The sequence below is a fragment of the Streptomyces sp. NPDC030991 genome, assembly GCF_055571235.1.
This window is the reverse complement of record NZ_JBVIFR010000010.1, coordinates 134281-152574: the sequence shown is the minus strand read 5'-3', so window position 1 is coordinate 152574 and position 18294 is coordinate 134281. Positions and strand designations below refer to the sequence as shown.

The window sequence follows — 18294 nt, the reverse complement described above, 5'->3', positions numbered from 1 at the left end:
TTGAGAGAAGGTGAAGAAACGTGTTCGACGTCGACAGGTACCTCCAGCGGATCGACTGCGCCGGAGAGACCGGCGTGGACCTCGCGACGCTGCGGAAACTGCACAAGAACCACCTGATGACGATTCCGTACAACGGGGCCACGCAGGACTTCAGCGACGGACCCGCGCTCGTCGACCTCGACGAGGACGCCACGTTCGAGACGAGCATCGCCCAGGGCCGGGGCGGCACCTGCTTCCAGCTGAACCGGCTGTTCGCCCGGCTGCTCACGGAGCTGGGCCACGACGTCACAGTGCTGGCGGCCAGCACCGCCGAGGGCTGGGACGCCTCCGGCCTCGACGTGGAGCACATGTTCAACCTCGTCGCCCTGGACGGCGAGGAGTGGCTCGTCGACGTCGGCTACCCCGGCCCGTCCTTCATCGAGCCGCTGCGGCTCTGCGACTCGGTGCAGAGCCAGTACGGCTGCCAGTTCCGGCTGGTCGAGCGCGGGTCCAGGATCGCTCTACAGCGGCGCGGCAGGATCACCCGGTGGAGCGTGGTCTACAGCTTCGCGACGACCCCCCGCAAGTGGAACGACTGGCAGGACATGGAGGACTTCCTCGTCCGGGAGATCGCGGCGGAGACCGGGCCCCAGGACGGCACCAAGATCCTGTGCGGCCGGACCTTCGACAACGGTCAGGTCGTCCTGAAGGGACGCCGGCACCTGACGGTGCGCGACGGCCGCGACGAGATCCGCACCATCACGGACGACGCCGAGCACCAGCGGCTGGTCTCCCACCTGCTGTCCGGCTCCTACCAGCAAGCTCCTCGAAAGGGATGATGATGGCGAAGGAAACAGCCGATGTGATCGTGATCGGCGCGGGACCGGCCGGTTCGGTCGCCGCCTACGTGCTCGCCAAGCAGGGGCACTCCGTGCTGCTCCTGGAGAAGGAGCTGAACCCCCGGTTCCATATCGGTGAGTCCCTGCTGCCGTACATGATGGGCCTCTTCGAGCGGATCGGCCTGCGCGACGTGGTCGCCTCCCAGGGCTACGTCCCCAAGTTCGGCGGCGAGTTCATCGACCCGACCGAGAAGAAGTTCTTCGAGGGCGTGTTCCGCGCGGACTTCACCAAGCAGGGCGAGGGCCGGCACGACAACGCGTTCCAGGTACAGCGCGCCCGCTTCGACCGGATGCTGGCCGAACAGGCCGAGGCCGCCGGCGCGAAGCTCGTCCTCGGCGCCAACGTGGGCGAACTGCTCATGGACGGCGACCGCATGGTCGGCGTCCGCTACGAGCACGACGGCGAGCGCCACGAGGCACACGCCAGTTACGTGGTCGACGCCAGCGGCCGCACCGGCCGGATCGCCAACCGCTTCGGCCTGCGCAAGACCCTGGAGAAGCTCCGGATGGTCGCGGTCTACCGCCACTACACCGGCCTCGACGAGAGCAACAACCCGGGCGTCGAGGGCGACATCCAGGTCGGCGCCCACGACGACGGCTGGGTCTGGGCGATCCCGCTCACCAAGGAGAGCATCAGCGTCGGCACGGTCATGCCGCGCGACGTGCTGCGCGCCTCCACGCCGGAGAAGGTCTTCGAGGAGCACGTGTCCCGCATCCCGCGGATCACCGCGCGCCTGACCGGCACCGAGCCCGCCATGGACCTCAAGATCGAGACCGACTACTGCTACCACGCGGACACGGTCACAGGACCGGGCTGGCTCATGGTCGGCGACGCCGGCTGCTTCGGGGACCCGATGTTCTCCGGCGGCGTCCTGGTGGCCACCGCCACCGCCGTCCGCGCCGCCGAGACGCTCGGCGAGGCCCTGGCGGACCCGTCGGCCGAGGAGCGGCTGCTCGACCGCTACGCCAACTACTTCAAGACCGGCTACGACACCTACATCCGCCTCATCCACGCCTACTACGACGGCGAGCTGGTCGCGATGGCCGCCGACGCCGCCCGCTCCACCGACCGGGACACCCTGGAGCGGTACCTCATGCGCCTCATCGGCGGAGACTTCTGGAGCGAGCACAACTCGGTGGCCGCCGAGATGCGCCGGCGCAAGGAGTGGGACACCTTCGAGCCGTTCCAGCGCGTCTACGGCTGCCCCTCCTACCCGCACCTGGACGAGCAGGACCGCAAGGAGCGCTCGGAGGCGCGCGTCCTGCGGGTGACGGCGGGCCGGTAGACACGTCATGGCAACCATTCCGCTGCGGCTCCGAGACCATTCGTACGACGTGCTCATCGGCCCCGGGGTGCGTACGTCGCTCGCCGGGATCGTCCGGAAACTGGGCGCCGAACGCGCCGTCGTCGTGTCGGCCCGCCCGGCGGAATGGGTGCCCGACACCGGGGTGAAGACCCTGCTGATCCCGGCGCGGGACGGCGAGCGGGACAAGACGCTCGCCACCGTGGAAGCGCTCTGCGGCGCCTTCGTGGACTTCGGGCTCACCCGCTCCGACGTCGTCGTCTCCTGCGGCGGCGGCACCACCACCGACGTGGTCGGCCTCGCCGCCGCCCTCCACCACCGGGGGGTGCCCGTCGTGCACCTGCCGACGTCCCTGCTCGCCCAGGTGGACGCCGGCGTGGGCGGCAAGACGGCGGTGAACCTGCCGCAGGGCAAGAATCTGGTCGGCGCGTACTGGCAGCCCAGCGCGGTCCTCTGCGACACCGACTACCTGTCCACCCTGCCCCCGCGCGAGATGCGCAACGGCTACGGGGAGATCGCCCGCTGCCACTTCATCGGCGCCCCCGACCTGCGCGGACTGCCGCTCGCCGAGCAGATCGCCGCCGGCGTGCGGCTCAAGGCCCGCGTCGTGGCGGCGGACGAACGGGACTCCGGACCACGCCACATCCTCAACTACGGCCACACACTGGGCCACGCGCTGGAGAAGGCGACCGGCTACGCACTGCGCCACGGCGAGGCGGTCGCCATCGGCACGGTCTTCGCCGGCCGTCTCGCCGGCGCCCTCGGGCGCATCGGCGAGGCGCGCGTGGCGGAGCACCTGGACGTCGTGCGGTCCTACGGGCTGCCCACCGCGGTGCCCGCCGAGACCGGGGCCGAGACCCTGATCGAGCTGATGCGGCACGACAAGAAGGCGTTCGGCGCACTCGCGTTCGCCCTCGACGGACCGCACGGCGCGGAACTGGTCGGCGACGTGCCGCAGGAGGTCGTCAGGGACGTCCTCGACAGCATGCCGCGGGCGCCGCTGGCCGAACTCACCGCCATGCCCACGGCCGCGACGGCGCTGTCATGAGCCCTCCGCCCGGGCCGACGACGCTCGACGGCCCGCAGGACGACCCGCTGCTGGCGGCCCGGCTCTCACGGGCACTGGCCCGCCCGGCCGCGCAACAGCCGCACTGGCCCGACCCGCGGCGGGCCGCGGAAGTGGTGGAGACGCTGCGCCACGCCGCGCCGATCGTCGCGGCCGCCCGCACGGCACGACTGCGCGAGGAACTCGCCGCCGTCGCCCGCGGCGAGGCGTTCGTCCTCCAGGGCGGCGACTGCGCCGAGTCCTTCGCGGAGAACACCGACGCCCACAAGAGTGCCAACCTGCGCACGCTGGTGGAGATGGCCGACGTGCTCGCCCGCCGCACCGGCCTGCCCGTCGTCAGGATCGCCCGGGCGGCCGGACAGTACGCCAAGCCCCGCTCCCACGACGTGGACGCCCAGGGCCTGCCCTCCTACCGCGGTGACATCGTCAACTCCGCCGAACCCACCCGGGCCGCCCGCACCCCCGACCCCGGCCGGATGCTGCGCGCCCACGCCGACGCGGCGCGGACCGCGGCGCTGCTCCGCCGCCTCGGCGACGGCGCCCTGCCCGGGGCGGCGGAGGTGTACGTCAGCCACGAGGCGCTGCTCCTCGACTACGAGCGGTCCGCGCTGCGGGTGGACGACAGCGGGCCCGAGCCGCGGCTGTCCAGCGGGCTGGGGCACTTCCTGTGGATCGGCGAGCGCACCCGCCACCTCGACGGCGCGCACCTCGCGTTCGCGGAGCTGCTGGCCAACCCCGTCGGCCTGAAGATCGGCCCGGCCACCACCCCGGAGCAAGCCGTCGAGTACGTGCGCAGGCTGGACCCGTACGCCGAGCCCGGACGGCTCACCCTGATCAGCCGCATGGGACACACCCGCGTCCGGGACATACTGCCGCCGATCGTCGAGAAGGTCGCCGCGTCGGGCCACGAGGTGGTCTGGCAGTGCGACCCCATGCACGGCAACGCGTACACGGCGGCGAACGGATACAAGACCCGGCACGTCGACGCGGTCACCGACGAGATCGCCGGGTTCTTCGAGGTGCACCGCCGCGTGGGCACCCACCCCGGAGGCGTCCACCTCGAAGTCACCGGCGACCACGTCACGGAGTGCGTCGGCGGCGCCGGGGGAGTGACGGAGAACGATCTGCCCACCTGCTACCGCACGGCCTGCGACCCGCGCCTCAACGCGGACCAGGCCCGCGAACTCGCCCACACCGTGGCCGCGTTGGCGGCCGAGCACGTCCTGCCTGTCCTGCCTGCCCTGCCCCGGAAGGCGGCGCTGCGATGACCGCACCTCCCCCCGCCCCGGCCATCCGGGGCACGACCCGCCTGTACGCCGTCCTGGGCGACCCCGTCGCCCAGGTCCAGGCGCCCGCGCTGCTGAACCCCGTCCTCGCCGGGCTTGGCATCGACGCCGTGGTCGTCCCGGTGCACGTCCGGCCGGAACACCTGGAGCGGGTCGTGCGCGGCCTGCAACGCGTCGAGAACCTCGACGGCATGTTCGTCACCGTGCCGCACAAGGCCGCCGTGGCCCGCCTCGCCGACCGGCGCGGCACGACCGTGGACATCGTCGGCAGCGCGAACGTACTGCGCCGCGAGGCCGACGGCGGCTGGCTCGCCGAGAACTTCGACGGCTCCGGCTTCGTCGCGGGCCTCACCGGCGCCGGACACCGGCCGCAGGGCGCCCGCGCCGCCCTCGTCGGCACCGGCGGCGCGGGCAGCGCCGTCGCCGCCGCGCTGCTGGCGGCCGGCGTCGCCCGCCTCTCCCTCTACGACACGGACACGGACAGACTCCACGCGCTCGCCGCCCGCCTGACCGCGCGCTGGCCGGACCGGGTGCACGTGCTGGACGGCCCCGCACCGGCCGACGCGGACCTCGCGGTCAACGCCACCCCGCTCGGGCTGCGCGCGGACGACCCGCTGCCGTTCCCGGTCGCGGAGCTGGCGCCGCACTGCGTCGTGGCCGACATCGTCATGAAGCCCCGCGAGACCCGCCTGCTGCGCGAGGCCGCCGCCCGGGGCCACCGGATCCACCACGGCATCCACATGCTCGAGGCGCAACTGACCGCATACCGGGCCTTCTTCGCACTGCGCTGAACAAGCTTGCGCTGGAACCACACCGAATCGAATCGCATCCGATTTTTGGAGAATCATGAACGTGCGACAGGCGCCGGAGTACCCCCAGTGGCCGCAGTACGACGCGACGGAGCGGGAGGGACTCGTCCGCGCGCTCGAACAGGGCCAGTGGTGGCGGATGGGCGGCAGTGAAGTCGACTCCTTCGAGCGCGAGTTCGCCGAGTTCCACGGCGCGCCCCACGCGCTCGCCGTCACCAACGGCACGCACGCCCTCGAACTCGCCCTCCAGGTCATGGGGGTCGGCCCGGGCTCCGAGGTCATCGTCCCGGCCTTCACCTTCATCTCCTCGTCGCAGGCGGCACAGCGGCTGGGGGCCGTCGCGGTCCCGGTCGACGTCGACCCGTACACGTACAACATCGACGTGGCGGCGGCCAGGGCCGCGGTGACCGAGCGCACCCGGGTGATCATGCCCGTGCACATGGCCGGGTTCCTGGCCGACATGGACGCCCTGGCCGAACTCTCCGCCGAGACCGGGGTCGCGCTGCTCCAGGACGCCGCCCACGCCCACGCCGCACGGTGGCGGGGCAAGCGCGTCGGCGAGCTCGGCTCGGTCGCCGCGTTCAGCTTCCAGAACGGCAAGCTGATGACCGCGGGCGAGGGCGGCGCCGTCCTCTTCCCCGACAGCGAGCTGTACGAGAAGGCGTTCCTGCGCCACAGCTGCGGGCGGCCCCGCACCGACCGCCACTACAAGCACGAGATAGCCGGCTCCAACCTGCGCCTCAACGAGTTCTCCGCAGCCGTCCTGCGGGCCCAGCTCGGCCGCCTCGAAGGGCAGATCAGGACGCGTCAGCAGCGCTGGGCCGTGCTCTCCCCGCTCCTGGAGAAGATCGACGGCATCGACCCGCAGCGCCCCGACGAGCGCACCGACTTCCCCTCCCACTACATGGCGATGTTCCGCGTCCCCGGCATCGGCGAGGCCGACCGCAACGCCCTGGTCGACCGGCTCGTGGCGGCCGGTGTGCCGGCCTTCGCGGGCTTCCGTGCGATCTACCGCACCGCCGCCTTCTGGGAGATGGGCGCCCCCGACGAGACCCCGGACCAGGTGGCCGAGCGCTGCCCGCACTCCGAGGCCATCAGCCGGGAGAGCGTCTGGCTGCACCACCGCACGCTCCTCGCCGACGAGCAGGCCCTCCACCTGACGGCCGAGATCGTCGCGGACGCCGTGGCCGCCGTATGAGCGTGCGGACAGCCGTCGTCGGTCTCGGCTGGGCGGGGCGGGAGCTGTGGCTGCCCCGGCTGGTCCGGCACGCCGACTTCGACGTGGTGGCCGTCGTGGACCCCGCACCGGCGGCGGGGGCCGCGTCCGCCGCCGCCCCCGGCGTCCCCGTGCACGCCACCGCTGACGCCCTCACCCCGGACACGGCCGACCTCGCCGTCGTCGCCGTCCCCAACCACCTGCACGCCGCCGTCGCCGCCGACCTGCTCGCCCGGGGCGTCCCCGTCTTCCTGGAGAAACCGGTCTGCCTGACCTCGGCCGAGGCCGGCCTGCTGGCCGACGCCGAACGGGCGGGCGGCGCCACACTGCTCGCCGGCAGCGCCGCCCCGCACCGTGCCGACGTGGCCGCCCTGGCCCGCCTGGTACCGGAGCTCGGCCGGATCCGCCACGTCGACCTGGCCTGGGTACGGGCCCGCGGCATCCCACGGGCCGGCGGCTGGTTCACCCAGCGCAGCAAGGCCGGCGGCGGGGTCCTCCTCGACCTCGGCTGGCACCTGTTCGACACGCTCGCGGCGCTGCTCGGACCGGCCCGCTTCACCCAGGTCGTCGGCGCGACCTCGCACGACTTCGTCGCCGCCGGTACGTGGAGCGCGGCCTGGCGCGCGGACGAGCCCGCCGCCGGGACCGGCGACGTCGAGGACACCGCCCGCGGCTTCCTCGTGCGCGACGACGGCGTCTCGGTCTCCCTGCACACCGGCTGGGCCTCGCACGAGGCCCGCGACACCACCCGGGTCCGGATCGTCGGCAGCGCCGGGACCGCCGAGCTGCGCTGCACCTTCGGCTTCAGCCCCAACCGCCTGCCCCGCCCGGAGCTGACGGTGACCCGCGAGGGCACCACCACGTCCGTGCCGGTCCCCGACGAGCCCATCGGCAGCGAGTACGGGCGCCAGCTCGACGGCCTCGCCGCCCTGCTGGCCGACCCGGACCGCCGCGGCAGGGCCGCCGCCGAAGCCCGTACGACGGTCGGGGTCATCGAGGACCTCTACGCGTCGGCCCACCGCGCGCACGAGCGGACCGCCGCGCCCGCCCCCTACCAGGACCCGACCCCCAGCAGGAGGTGAAGAAGCCGGTGACCACACCAGTTTCGACCGAACGAGACGACATCGGCGCCCCGGGCGGGGGCCGCACGGCCACCGTCACCAGCACGCCCCCGCGCGTCAGACACGCCGTGGTCTTCGACCTGGACGGGGTGCTCGTCGACAGCTTCGCCGTGATGTACGAGGCGTTCGCCGTCGCGTACAAGGAGGTCGTCGGCGACGGCCCGGCGCCGTTCGACGAGTACACGCGCCACCTGGGGCGCTACTTCCCCGACATCATGCGGATCATGGGCCTGCCCCTGGAGATGGAGGAGCCGTTCGTCCGCGAGAGCTACCGGCTCGCCGCCCAGGTGCCGGTCTTCGACGGCGTCGTGGAGCTGCTCCTCACCCTGCGGGTGCGCGGACTCAGGCTCGCCGTGGCCACCGGCAAGAGCGGGCAGCGGGCGCGCTCCCTGCTCGACACGCTGGGGCTGCTGCCCTTCTTCGACCACGTCATCGGCTCGGACGAGATCGACCACCCGAAGCCGGCCCCCGACATCGTGGAGCGGGCCCTGGAGCTGATGGGCTTCTCGCCCGAGCAGGCCATCATGGTCGGCGACGCCGCGACCGACATCGCCAGCGCCCACGGCGCCGGGGTGACCTCGGCCGGCGCGCTGTGGGCGCTCTCCGACCCCGCCGAACTGCTCGCCGCCCAACCGGCGGTCGTCCTCACCCGCCCCGCCGACCTGCTGGCCCTGTGCCCGTCCGTGCCCGGTGACTGACGACGGGCGGGGCGGCACCGGAACGGCACACCACCTCGGTGTCGACATCGGCGGCACCAAGGTCGCGTTGCGGGTGGAGGCGGGCGCGCGGTGCGTGGACGAGTCCGTCTTCGCCTGGGGCCCCCGCCAGGACGCCGGCCGCGACCTCGGCCGGCTCGCCGCGCACATCGCTGACGTGAGCGAGCGGCTCGGCGTGCCCTTCACCGCGGTGGGCCTCGCGATGCCGGCCACCGTCGGACCCGACCAGCGGGTCACCGCCTGGCCGAGCCGTCCCGAGTGGACCGGCACGGACCTGGGCGCCGCCCTGCGCGCGCTCTTCCCCGCGACCCCCTTCGGCTGGGCGGACGACGGGGACCTCGGCGCCCTCGCCGAGGCACGGGCCGCAGGCCGCACGGACCTCCTCTACCTGGGGGTCGGCACCGGCGTCGGCGGCGGCCTCGTCCTGCGGGGCGAACTCTGCCCGGGGCTCGGCCGGGGCTCCTTCGAGATCGGGCACACGATCGTCGAGCTGGACGGCCCGCCGTGCGTGTGCGGCCGCCGCGGCTGCCTCCAGGCGATCGCCTCGGGCCCGGCCACGCTGCGGCACGCGGCCCGGCTGCGGGGGAGCGACGTCACCTTCGACGCGCTGCGCCGGGCCTGGGACGAGGAAGAGCCCTGGGCTCTCGCCGCGTTGCGGCGCACCTGCCGCGCCCTGGCCGCCGCCGCGGTGAGCGTCCAGGAGCTGCTCCACCCCGAACTCCTGCTGATCGGGGGCGGTTTCGCGGGCGGCTTCCCGGGCCTGCACACCCTCGTCGCCGAGCAGCTCGCGGAGCTGGCCCGCCCCGGACTGCCCCGGCTCGACGTCGGCGCCGCCGCGCTCGGCTCGCTGTCGTCGCTGCGGGGCGCGGTCGCGCTCGCCCGCCTGATCCAACCCTGACGGGCGCCCCGCCCCGGGCCAGCGCGTCCGGCTCAGCGCGCCCGGCTCAGCGCGTCCGGCTCAGCGCGTCCGGCTCAGCCCGCCCGGGGCAGCCTCCCCGGCTCAGCCCTCCCGGGTCAGCCTCCCCGGCCTCAGCCCGCCCGGCGCAGTTCCGCGTCGGGCGCCCGCACGCCGAGCCGGCCCCGCAGGTCGTCGATGAGCGCGGCGGTGGCCGCCGGGCCGTTCGCGGTGCCGAAGACGTGGTAGTCCGGCCGGACCAGCACGGCGGTCGCGTCGTGCTCGGCGAGGTAGGTCCCGTAGAAACCGTCCACGTCGCTCACCTCGGTCACGCCGCCGGTCACGTCGGTCAGGCCGGTCACCTCGGACGGGTGCTGTGCGCCGGCCGCGCTCCTCCCCGGCCCCGGCGGCGACAGACGCACCACATGGGTGCCGAGCGCCGCGAGGAAGGACCACCGGTCCTCGCCGAGCGCGGGGCGTGGATCGTCCGACGTGAGCAGGGTGAACCCGCGGCCCACGACCTCGTCGAAGAGCCCCGTGCCGCCCGGCCCGCTCACCCGCCCCTGCGGCACCACCGCGCCGGCCGACGCCCCGCTCAACAGGCCCCGCGTCAGCGGCTTCGCCGGTTCCGGTGTCCCCGGCCGGGTACGGCCGCGGCGGCCCGCGAGCACCGTGGCGTCCCGCTCCTCGGCGGCCGTCGGGTCCGTGACGCAGATCATCCGGCCCAGCTGGACCGAGGAGAGGATCGACTCCTTGACGTGCTGTCGGCGTTCCTCGGTGTAGGTGTCGAGGACGGAGTCGTCGGCCAGGCCGCGCAGCGTCAGATCCAGCTTCCACGCCAGGTTGGACACGTCCCGGATCCCCGAGCACATGCCCTGTCCGGCGAAGGGCGGCATCAGGTGCGCCGCGTCACCGGCGAGCAGCACCCGGCCCGACCGCCAGGCGTCGGCCCAGGTGGCCCGGAAGATGTAGGTGGTGCTGCGCAGCAGTCTGGCCGTGTCCCGGGTGACACCGAAGGGCTTGAGGAGGCGCCAGGCCGTCTCTTCCTTGTTCAGCTCGGCGCTGCTCTCGCCCGGCAGCCGCATGAACTCCCAGCGGCGGTGCCCCGGGCCGCTGCCGACCAGCGTGGTGGGTCTCGCCGGGTCGCAGATCTGGAGGTTGGTGGGGGTGAACTCGCGCGGCTCGCGCAGTTCGACGTCGCACAGCAGCCACTCGTAGGAGAACCCGAGATCGGTCAGCGGGACACCGAGGTGCTCGCGTACGAAGCTGTTGGCGCCGTCGCAACCCACGACATAGCGGGCGGAGACGGTGCGGGGTGTTCCGTCGGCGGCCTCCGCGGTCAGCGTCACCCGCTGCCCGTGGTCGACGATGTCCACGACCCGGTGTCCGCGCAGCACCGTGACGCCGGGCAGCTCCGCCGCCCGGGCCGCGAGCAGCTCCTCCAGGGCGGGCTGGTGCATGGTGTTGGCGTCCGGCCAGCCGTAACGCCCCTGCGGGGAGAAGGCGATGTCCAGCAGCGTCTCGCCCCCCGCGGTACGCCACTGGTAGCCGCCGGCCGGCTCCGTGATCCGGCCGATCCCCTCGCGGATCCCGGTGGCCGCGAGGAGCCGGGCCGTCTCGCCGTCGAAGCTGGTCGCCCGCGGGAGCAGGTACGGCCTCGGCCGGCGCTCCAGGACGGTCACGCGCAGGCCGCGCTGGGCGAGCAGCACCGAAAGGGCGGCGCCGATCGGCCCGTTGCCGACGACGGCCACGTCCGTGTCCGTGTCCGTCGGGGGCGCGTACGTGTCGTGCGGGCGCGTGATGGCCATGGTGATCCCTCTTCGCAAGGTGTCGGAAATAACCGCGAGGGCAGGAAGTGGAGCGCGGCGGAAAGGGTGCTGGACGCGATTCCCGTGCGGTGGCGCCCTATCAGATCGGGGGATGCCGAACCGGAAGCGCCCGTTCTACTGTGTGGTACTGCCATCCACATTACGGATCGGCGCGGAACCCTTGCTCGACCGACGGTCGAGCCGCCCTGGTGCGGCCCTGTTCCGGTCATTCCCGCAAAGGTGTTCAGCCCTTTCCCCGGACGCAGAAAAGGGAGACGTATGACCGTCACCGCCGAGACCACGGCCGAACCGGTCGAGCTGCTCTCGCCGGAGCTGGTATCCGATCCGTTCGCCGGATACGCCGCGCTGCGCGAACAGGCCCCGACGCTCACCGGGGCGATGCTGGGCGGCCCGCCGATGTGGCTGGTCACTCGCTACGACGACGTGCGCCGGGTCCTCACCGACCCGCTGTTCCGCAACGACCCGGCGTCGGTGCCGAACGCGCCGGCCACCCGGACCACGATCATGAAGCAGCTCAACATCCCGTCCGACCTGGTCGACTACCTCGACGACAAGCTCATGCAGATCGACGGCGACCACCACCGCCGGCTGCGCGCCCTGGTCTCGCGGGCGTTCACCCCGCGCCGGGTGGCCGCACTGCGCCCGCGCGTCGAGCAGATCACCGCCGAACTGCTCGACGGGCTGGCCCGGCAGGGAGGCGACGGCACACCGGTCGACCTCATGGAGTCGTTCTGCTACCCGCTGCCGTTCACCGTCATCTGCGAGCTGGTCGGAATCGACGAGGCCGACCGCGGGCCCTGGTACGAGTGGGGTGACTGCCTCGGCTCGCCCACCGAGCACCGCGAACGCATCCCGGCCGTCATGCGCGAGTGCGTCGACCACATGCTGGCGGTGATCGCGCGCCGCAGGGCCGAACCCCGCGACGACCTCATCACCGCCCTCGTGCAGGCCCGGGAGGACAACGGCGACCGACTCTCCGAACAGGAGATGGTCACCCTGGTCTTCACCCTCGTCATCACGGGGCACGAGACGACGACGCAACTGCTCGCCACCGCCGTGCTCGCCCTGCTGGACCACCCGGACCAACTCGCGCTGGTACGCCGGGACCCCGCCCGGTGGCCGCAAGCCGTCCACGAACTCATGCGCCTGGGCCCCACCCAGTGGGGGATGCCCCGCTATCCGTCCGAGGACGTCGAACTCGGCGGCACGACGATCCCGGCGGGGGCCACGATCCTGCCCCTGATCCTGCCCGCGAACACCGACCCGCGCCGCTTCGACGACCCCGGGCGGCTGGACATCGGCCGGGACCACGGAAGCGGCCGGGACCATCTCGGGTTCGGGCGCGGGGCGCACCACTGCCTCGGCCGGCCGCTCGCCCTGCAAGAGGCGGAGGTGGCGCTGCACGCACTGTTCACCCGGTTCCCCGCGCTCTCCCTCGCGGTGGAGCGGGAGCAGATCTCCTACGTGCCGCGGCCCGGGGTCACCCGGTGCGAGCGGCTCCCGCTGCGACTCACCTGAACGCCCGTACCCCTTACCCGACTTACCCGACTTACCCGACGATGTTCCCGACAGAGACAGGACTTCACCGATGACCGAAACCAACACGTGGGTGGCCGAGGAGTACGTGAAGGTGAACTCGCCGCACGTCAAGACGGCGCTGGCCGCGCTCGCGCTCGCCGGCGACGCACTGGAGCTGGGCGGCACCTTCGCCGAGATCGGCTGCGGCGCGGGTGAGATCGCACGCACCGTCGCCGAGCGCGGCTTCGAGGTCTGGGCCAGCGACGCGTCCCCGTCCATGGTGGAAGCCACCCGGCAGCTGTGCGCCGGGCTCCCCGTGCACACCGAGGTCCGCACCGTCGAGCAACTCGACCTGCCGCAGGGTCGGTTCGATGTCATCCACTCCTCCTGGGTGCTGCACTGGGTCTCCGAGGCGCAGGAGCCGCTGCGCCGCATGGCCCGCGCGCTCCGCCCCGGCGGCCACCTCGTCCTGCAGTGGACCGGCGCCCAGCCGCGCAGCGAGGGCACCGGCCTCTTCGGGATCCTGCGCCGGCTCGCGGACAGCCCGCGCTGGAAGGACCTGTTCGCCGAGGTGCCGCCCGCGATGCGCGACTACCCGGCCGACGACGTGGCCGCCCTGCTGACGGAGGCCGGGCTCGAACTCACCCACTACGTGCCCGAACTCCCGCACCCGTTCAGCAGGAAGGAGGGCGTCGCCCTGACCGCAGACGAACTGGCCGAGATGCGTACGCGCTTCCGGCGGACCTGGTTCGCCTCCCAGGCCGAGGTCCTCGGCGACCGGGTCGACGAGTTCCTCGACGAGGCGCTGGAGACGCTGGTCCAAGCGGGGAAGACGGACCCGCACCACGCCCGCATCGTCGCCCGCCGCCCGCTCTAACCGGCGACGGACAGCGCCTGGGCCGGGCAGAGGTCGACGGCCTCGCCGACCGCCGGCAGCAGCTCCCCCGCGGGCTCGGCGTTCAGCACGACGACCACGCCGTCGTCCTCGCCCTGGTCGAACAGGTCCGGCGCGACGCGCACGCATTGGCCCGCGCCGACACATCTGCCGGTGTCCGCGACTATCTTCACGGTGGTCGCCTCCTACGGAAATGGACGGGGATCCGCCGGCCATGATGCCCGAGGCGGACCGAATGGATGAGACCGTGCCGGTGAAACGTGTAGCGCTTCTCCAGTGACGCTCAAGCGCACGCAAGCAAAGCTTGTTCCGGAAATGAAGCGCTCGCGGCAGAACCGAGGTGGTGGCCCTGACAGGTCCCGCGACGGGGCAGCGGCGTGCCGTATGACGATTCCTGGAAGGAATTTCTGGCCGTGCCTCAAGCACCGGTTCAATTCGGAACATGGATCCGCCAATTCCACCCGACGCAGGACACCCGTGTCCGCCTCGTGTGCCTGCCGCACGCCGGCGGGTCCGCGAGCTTCTACTTCCCGCTGTCCAGGGCGCTTTCGCCCACGGTGGACGTGCTGGCGGTGCAGTACCCGGGCCGGCAGGACCGGCGCCAGGAGCCGAACATCAGCAGCCTCCCCGAACTGGCCGACCGCATCTTCGAGTCGGTCCGCCACCTCGACGACCGGCCGCTGGCCCTGTTCGGGCACAGCATGGGCGCCGTCCTCGCCTACGAGGTCGCGCTCCGCCTCCAGGACGCCGGACTCCCCGAACCTGTACGCCTCTTCGCCTCCGGCCGACGCGCCCCCTCCCGGGACCGTGACGAGCGGTTCCACCTGAGCTCGGACGCGGAACTCCTGGCCGAGGTGCGCAGGCTGGGCGGCTCCCACACGGCGCTCCTCGACGACCCCGACGTACGGGAAATGATCATGCCGTCGATCCGCAGCGACTACCACGCCGTGGGCAACCACCGCTGCACCCCCGGCCGGCAGCTGACGTGCCCCGTGACGGTGCTCACCGGCGACAGCGACCCCCGCGTCACGATCGACGAGGCGGCCGCCTGGGAGGACCACACCACCGGCCCGACGGAGCTCCAGGTCTTCCCCGGCGGGCACTTCTTCCTCTCCGACCAGAACACCCGCGTGACCGGACTCGTCGTGGACCGTCTGACCCTCCAGGCCGCCACCGCGCCGCGCGAAGGCGGGATCTGAGATGACCGAGGCGAGTTCCGCGCCCGTCCCCACCATCCCGGCCCACTCGCTGCTGGTGTTCCTGCTCCAGCTGGCGGTGCTGCTCCTGCTGGTCATGGTCCTCGGGCGGCTGGCGGCCCGGTTCAAGATGCCCGCGATCGTCGGTGAGCTGCTCGCCGGTGTCATCGTCGGCCCCTCGATCCTCAGCCACATATGGCCCGGCCTCGCCGACTGGCTGCTGCCGAAGGACCCCGGCCAGATGCACCTGCTCGACGCGGTGGGGCAGGTGGGCGTCGTCCTGCTCGTCGGCATCACCGGCATGGAGCTGAAGTTCGACCTCGTCAAGCGGCGCCGCGCCACCGCGGTCCGGGTCAGCCTCGCCGGTCTGCTGCTGCCCCTGGGGCTCGGCATCGGTGTGGGGTTCCTGCTGCCCGCCTCGCTCATGCCGGACGGCACCGACCCGACGGTCTTCTCACTCTTCCTCGGCGTGGCCATGTGCGTCACCGCGATCCCCGTGATCGCCAAGACGCTCATCGACATGAACCTGCTCCACCGCGACGTCGGCCAACTGACGCTGGCCGCCGGCGTGATCGACGACGTCGTCGGCTGGTTCCTGCTCTCCATCGTGTCGGCGATGGCGACGGCCGGGGTGAGCACCGGAACGCTCACCACGTCCGTGCTCTACCCCGTGGGCGTCGTGCTGGCCGCCTGGCTGGTGGGCCGCCCCCTGGTGAAGGCGGCGCTCCGCGCGGCGGGCCGCTCCGCCTCGCCCGCACCCACCGTCGCCGTGTCGGCCCTGATCGTGCTGCTCGGCGCGGCGGCGACGCAGGCGCTGCACCTGGAGGCGGTCTTCGGCGCGTTCGTGTGCGGTGTCCTCATCGGCACCAGCGGCGAGACGGACCCGGAGAAGCTGGCCCCGCTGCGCGTCACGGTCCTCGCCTTCCTCGCACCGGTCTTCTTCGCCACGGCCGGCATCCGGATGGACCTGACCGCGCTGGCCAGGCCGACCGTCCTTGCCACGGCCTGCGTGGTGCTCGGCGTGGCGATCCTCGGCAAGTTCGTGGGCGCCTACATCGGCGCGAAACTGAGCGGACTGGGCCGCTGGGAGGCTCTCGCGCTCGGCGCCGGCATGAACTCCCGCGGGGTGATCGAGGTCGTCGTCGCCATGGTGGGCCTGCAACTAGGGGTGCTCAGCGCGGAGACGTACACCATCATCATTCTTGTGGCGATCGTGACATCGCTGATGGCGCCGCCCATACTCCGTATCGCCATGGCCCGCATCGACGAGAACGCCGAGGCGGAGTTCACCCTGGCCGAGACCAGGACACCCGACCTGGCCGCCCCGCCGCCCGCCTCGGTGTGACGGGCGCGGCCGGCCGGACCGAGCGCGCGAAGGAGCCAGAGGTGACCTCGACGGCCCACGGCGGCGGACAGCTGCTGGCCATCAGCGACCTGCACGTCGGCTACCCCGACAACCGTGCGCTGATCGAGCGGATGGCACCGGAGTCCGACGACGACTGGCTGCTGGTGGCCGGTGACGTGGCGGAGACCGTCGCCGACATCCGCTGGTGCCTGAAGACCCTCGCGGGCCGCTTCCGCAAGGTCGTCTGGGTCCCCGGCAACCACGAACTGTGGACCCACCCGCGGGACACGGTCACCCTGCGCGGCGTCGACCGCTACGAGCACCTGGTCGAGCTCTGCCGCGAACTGGACGTCACGACCCCCGAGGACCCCTACCCGGTCTGGCAGGGGCCGGACGGCCCGGTGGCCGTGGCACCGCTCTTCCTGCTCTACGACTACTCGTTCCTGCCCGAGGGATGCGCCACCAAGGAGGAGGGGCTGGCCTACGCGCACAGCACCGGCGTCCTGTGCAACGACGAGAACCTGCTGCATCCCGACCCGTACCCGAGCCGGGACGCCTGGTGCCGGGCCCGGGTCGCGGAGACCGCCCGCAGGCTCGCCGAACTCCCCGACGACCTGCCGGTCGTCCTCGTCAACCACTACCCGCTCGACCGGCACCCGACGGAGGTGCTGTGGTACCCGGAGTTCGCCATGTGGTGCGGCACCCGGCTGACCGCCGACTGGCACCGCAGGTTCCGCGTGGCCGCCATGGTCTACGGCCACCTCCACATCCCACGCACCACCTACCACGAGGGCGTCCGCTTCGAAGAGGTCTCCGTGGGGTACCCCCGCGAGTGGCGGAAGCGGCAGGGCCCGCCGGGAATCCTGCGCCGGATCATGTGACCGCGCGGCGCCCCGGGGGTTCGAGGACAGGCCCTCAGTGCGCCGGGGCGGTCGCGCCCGACAGCTGGCTCCAGGTCCGCGTCAGCTCCACCCGTGAGGCCACGTTCATCTTCCGGAAGATCTTCTTCAGGTGAAAGGCCACGGTGTGCCCGGAGATGAACAGGCGCTCGCCGACCTGGGAGTTGGTGAAGCCCTGGCTCACCAGCTCGGCGACGGCGGCCTCGGTGTTGGTGAGCGTGCCCGGGCTCCCGCCGCGCTGGCCGGGGTACTGCGGGCAGCGGCCCCGCCGCACGCCGAGCGAGCGCAGCCGGCTCACGACCCTGCGGGCGTCGCGCGGCGCGGCGGCGTTCCCGTAGCCGTCCGCGGCCGCCTCCAGGGCCTCGACCGCCCGCTGACGCTCCGCGGGCCGCGCGGCGAAGAGCTTCCCGGCGTCCTCGCAGGCGGACGCGGCGGCCCACGGGTCCAGATGCGCGGCGCCCGCTGCGGCGATCCGCTCGGGGTCACGCTCCAGGAGCCCCACGGCGTGCGTCGCCGCCGCCGCGACGGACCGCAGCGTGCGGTTGCGCGCGGCGAGTTCGCCGGCCGCCGTGGCCACCCGCCGGGCGAGCGCCTCGTCGCCCAGGTGCCGGGTGGCCCTGACGAGCCACGCGGCGGCGGCGGGCTGGGACGCCAACAGCTCCAGAAGCAGCCGGTCGTCCGTGACGATGCCCACGACGAGCTGGGCCGCGCTGGTCGCGCCGCCCTGCACCTCCAGGAGCTGAGCCGCGGCCCACGCGCACTGGCTGGGCCGGTGGGCCGTCTGCCCTAGCAGCGCGCAGTCCCGCAGCTGATTGGCGAACTCCGTGCTCACGCTCATGCTGCCCTGCCGCAGCGCGCTCAGCGCCATCACGGTGTGCGCGTCGGGCAGGATGCGGTGCAGGCCCGTCCGCTGCGCCTGGTCGGCGCCCCGGCCCGCGAGAGCCACGGCGGCGGTGACGTCCCCCTCGGCGAACGCGAGGTCCGCCGCGCAGAGCAGCGAGGCCGCCCCGACGCCGGCGCCCGTCTCGGACCGGGCCGCCGTCAGCGCGTCCACGTCGGCGAGGACCCGCGCCGCGGAGGAGAGATCGCGGATCCCGACGAGCAGGGAGGCGTGCCAGATCTTTGCCAACACCTTGCAATTTCCGGTGCATTCGGGTTCTGTGTGACCGGCGGAGGCCGCCAGTCGAATTCCTTCTTCGAGTTCACCGTCGGCCCAGGCGGTAAAAGACGACTCGGTCAGGCGGGCGATTTCGCAGAAGTCGTCGCGGCAGACGCGTATGACAGAGAAAACGGGGGGCAGGCGCAGGCTCAGGCGAAACGG

Annotated in this window: 17 protein-coding genes; 14 read left to right on the top strand and 3 right to left on the bottom strand. The window is 72.9% G+C overall.

Translation table 11 applies throughout. From position 1 onward, the window contains the following. Nucleotides 1-20 precede the first annotated feature (20 nt). The 9 genes from ACZ45E_RS20550 (at nt 21) to ACZ45E_RS20510 (ending at nt 9294) form a co-directional block, all read left to right on the top strand. Complete coding sequence (locus ACZ45E_RS20550) at nt 21-818, top strand: arylamine N-acetyltransferase (protein ID WP_468222477.1); 798 nt, start codon at nt 21-23, stop codon at nt 816-818. Between the two features lie 2 nt (nt 819-820). Continuing rightward, a complete protein-coding gene (locus tag ACZ45E_RS20545; RefSeq protein ID WP_468222475.1) occupies nt 821-2164 on the top strand; it encodes an NAD(P)/FAD-dependent oxidoreductase in 1344 nt (447 codons plus the stop codon). Between the two features lie 7 nt (nt 2165-2171). Next, nucleotides 2172-3230 carry a 3-dehydroquinate synthase family protein gene (locus ACZ45E_RS20540; RefSeq protein WP_468222473.1) on the top strand — a complete coding sequence of 353 codons (1059 nt, stop codon included), beginning with the start codon at nt 2172-2174 and terminating at the stop codon, nt 3228-3230. Beyond that, nucleotides 3227-4516 (top strand): 3-deoxy-7-phosphoheptulonate synthase, encoded by a 1290-nt coding sequence (locus ACZ45E_RS20535; protein ID WP_468222471.1) that lies wholly within the window; start codon nt 3227-3229, stop codon nt 4514-4516. Before ACZ45E_RS20540 ends, ACZ45E_RS20535 begins: the two co-directional genes overlap by 4 nt. Further along, nucleotides 4513-5325: a shikimate dehydrogenase family protein gene (locus ACZ45E_RS20530; protein WP_468222470.1), complete on the top strand. Its 813-nt coding sequence runs from the start codon at nt 4513-4515 to the stop codon at nt 5323-5325. Before ACZ45E_RS20535 ends, ACZ45E_RS20530 begins: the two co-directional genes overlap by 4 nt. A 55-nt stretch (nt 5326-5380) precedes the next feature. Then, nucleotides 5381-6541, top strand: a complete 1161-nt coding sequence (locus tag ACZ45E_RS20525) for an aminotransferase class I/II-fold pyridoxal phosphate-dependent enzyme (RefSeq protein WP_468222468.1) — start codon at nt 5381-5383, stop codon at nt 6539-6541. Beyond that, nucleotides 6538-7641 carry a Gfo/Idh/MocA family protein gene (locus ACZ45E_RS20520; protein ID WP_468222466.1) on the top strand — a complete coding sequence of 368 codons (1104 nt, stop codon included), beginning with the start codon at nt 6538-6540 and terminating at the stop codon, nt 7639-7641. Before ACZ45E_RS20525 ends, ACZ45E_RS20520 begins: the two co-directional genes overlap by 4 nt. A gap of 107 nt (nt 7642-7748) precedes the next feature. Continuing rightward, on the top strand, nt 7749-8378 hold the full coding sequence (locus tag ACZ45E_RS20515; protein WP_468222594.1) for an HAD-IA family hydrolase: 630 nt from the start codon (nt 7749-7751) through the stop codon (nt 8376-8378). Next, nucleotides 8371-9294, top strand: coding sequence for an ROK family protein (locus ACZ45E_RS20510; RefSeq protein WP_468222464.1), 924 nt, complete (start codon nt 8371-8373; stop codon nt 9292-9294). Before ACZ45E_RS20515 ends, ACZ45E_RS20510 begins: the two co-directional genes overlap by 8 nt. A 131-nt stretch (nt 9295-9425) precedes the next feature. Here the strand turns inward: ACZ45E_RS20510 and mhpA are convergent, their stop codons facing one another. Continuing rightward, on the bottom strand, nt 9426-11099 hold the full coding sequence (gene mhpA, locus ACZ45E_RS20505) for a bifunctional 3-(3-hydroxy-phenyl)propionate/3-hydroxycinnamic acid hydroxylase MhpA (protein ID WP_468222463.1): 1674 nt from the start codon (nt 11097-11099) through the stop codon (nt 9426-9428). 279 nt (nt 11100-11378) lie between these two features. On the opposite strand from mhpA, the gene ACZ45E_RS20500 reads away from it, so the two are divergent. Then, nucleotides 11379-12638 (top strand): cytochrome P450 family protein, encoded by a 1260-nt coding sequence (locus tag ACZ45E_RS20500; RefSeq protein ID WP_468222462.1) that lies wholly within the window; start codon nt 11379-11381, stop codon nt 12636-12638. Between the two features lie 70 nt (nt 12639-12708). Next, nucleotides 12709-13515, top strand: coding sequence for a class I SAM-dependent methyltransferase (locus ACZ45E_RS20495; protein WP_468222461.1), 807 nt, complete (start codon nt 12709-12711; stop codon nt 13513-13515). Here ACZ45E_RS20495 and ACZ45E_RS20490 read toward each other — a convergent pair. Beyond that, nucleotides 13512-13706: a ferredoxin gene (locus tag ACZ45E_RS20490; RefSeq protein WP_468222459.1), complete on the bottom strand. Its 195-nt coding sequence runs from the start codon at nt 13704-13706 to the stop codon at nt 13512-13514. The two genes, ACZ45E_RS20495 and ACZ45E_RS20490, sit on opposite strands and share 4 nt — an antisense overlap. Before the next feature lie 240 nt (nt 13707-13946). Here ACZ45E_RS20490 and ACZ45E_RS20485 point away from each other — a divergent pair, with 240 nt between their 5' ends. The 3 genes from ACZ45E_RS20485 to ACZ45E_RS20475 are packed head-to-tail and all read left to right on the top strand — an operon-like array spanning nt 13947 to nt 16955. Then, nucleotides 13947-14732, top strand: a complete 786-nt coding sequence (locus tag ACZ45E_RS20485) for a thioesterase II family protein (RefSeq protein ID WP_468222457.1) — start codon at nt 13947-13949, stop codon at nt 14730-14732. Between the two features lies 1 nt (nt 14733). Then, nucleotides 14734-16074, top strand: a complete 1341-nt coding sequence (locus ACZ45E_RS20480; RefSeq protein ID WP_468222455.1) for a cation:proton antiporter — start codon at nt 14734-14736, stop codon at nt 16072-16074. A gap of 41 nt (nt 16075-16115) precedes the next feature. Further along, nucleotides 16116-16955 (top strand): metallophosphoesterase family protein, encoded by an 840-nt coding sequence (locus tag ACZ45E_RS20475; RefSeq protein WP_468222454.1) that lies wholly within the window; start codon nt 16116-16118, stop codon nt 16953-16955. Between the two features lie 34 nt (nt 16956-16989). Here ACZ45E_RS20475 and ACZ45E_RS20470 read toward each other — a convergent pair whose 3' ends face one another. After that, nucleotides 16990-18105 (bottom strand): helix-turn-helix transcriptional regulator, encoded by a 1116-nt coding sequence (locus ACZ45E_RS20470; protein ID WP_468222452.1) that lies wholly within the window; start codon nt 18103-18105, stop codon nt 16990-16992. Nucleotides 18106-18294 lie beyond the last annotated feature (189 nt).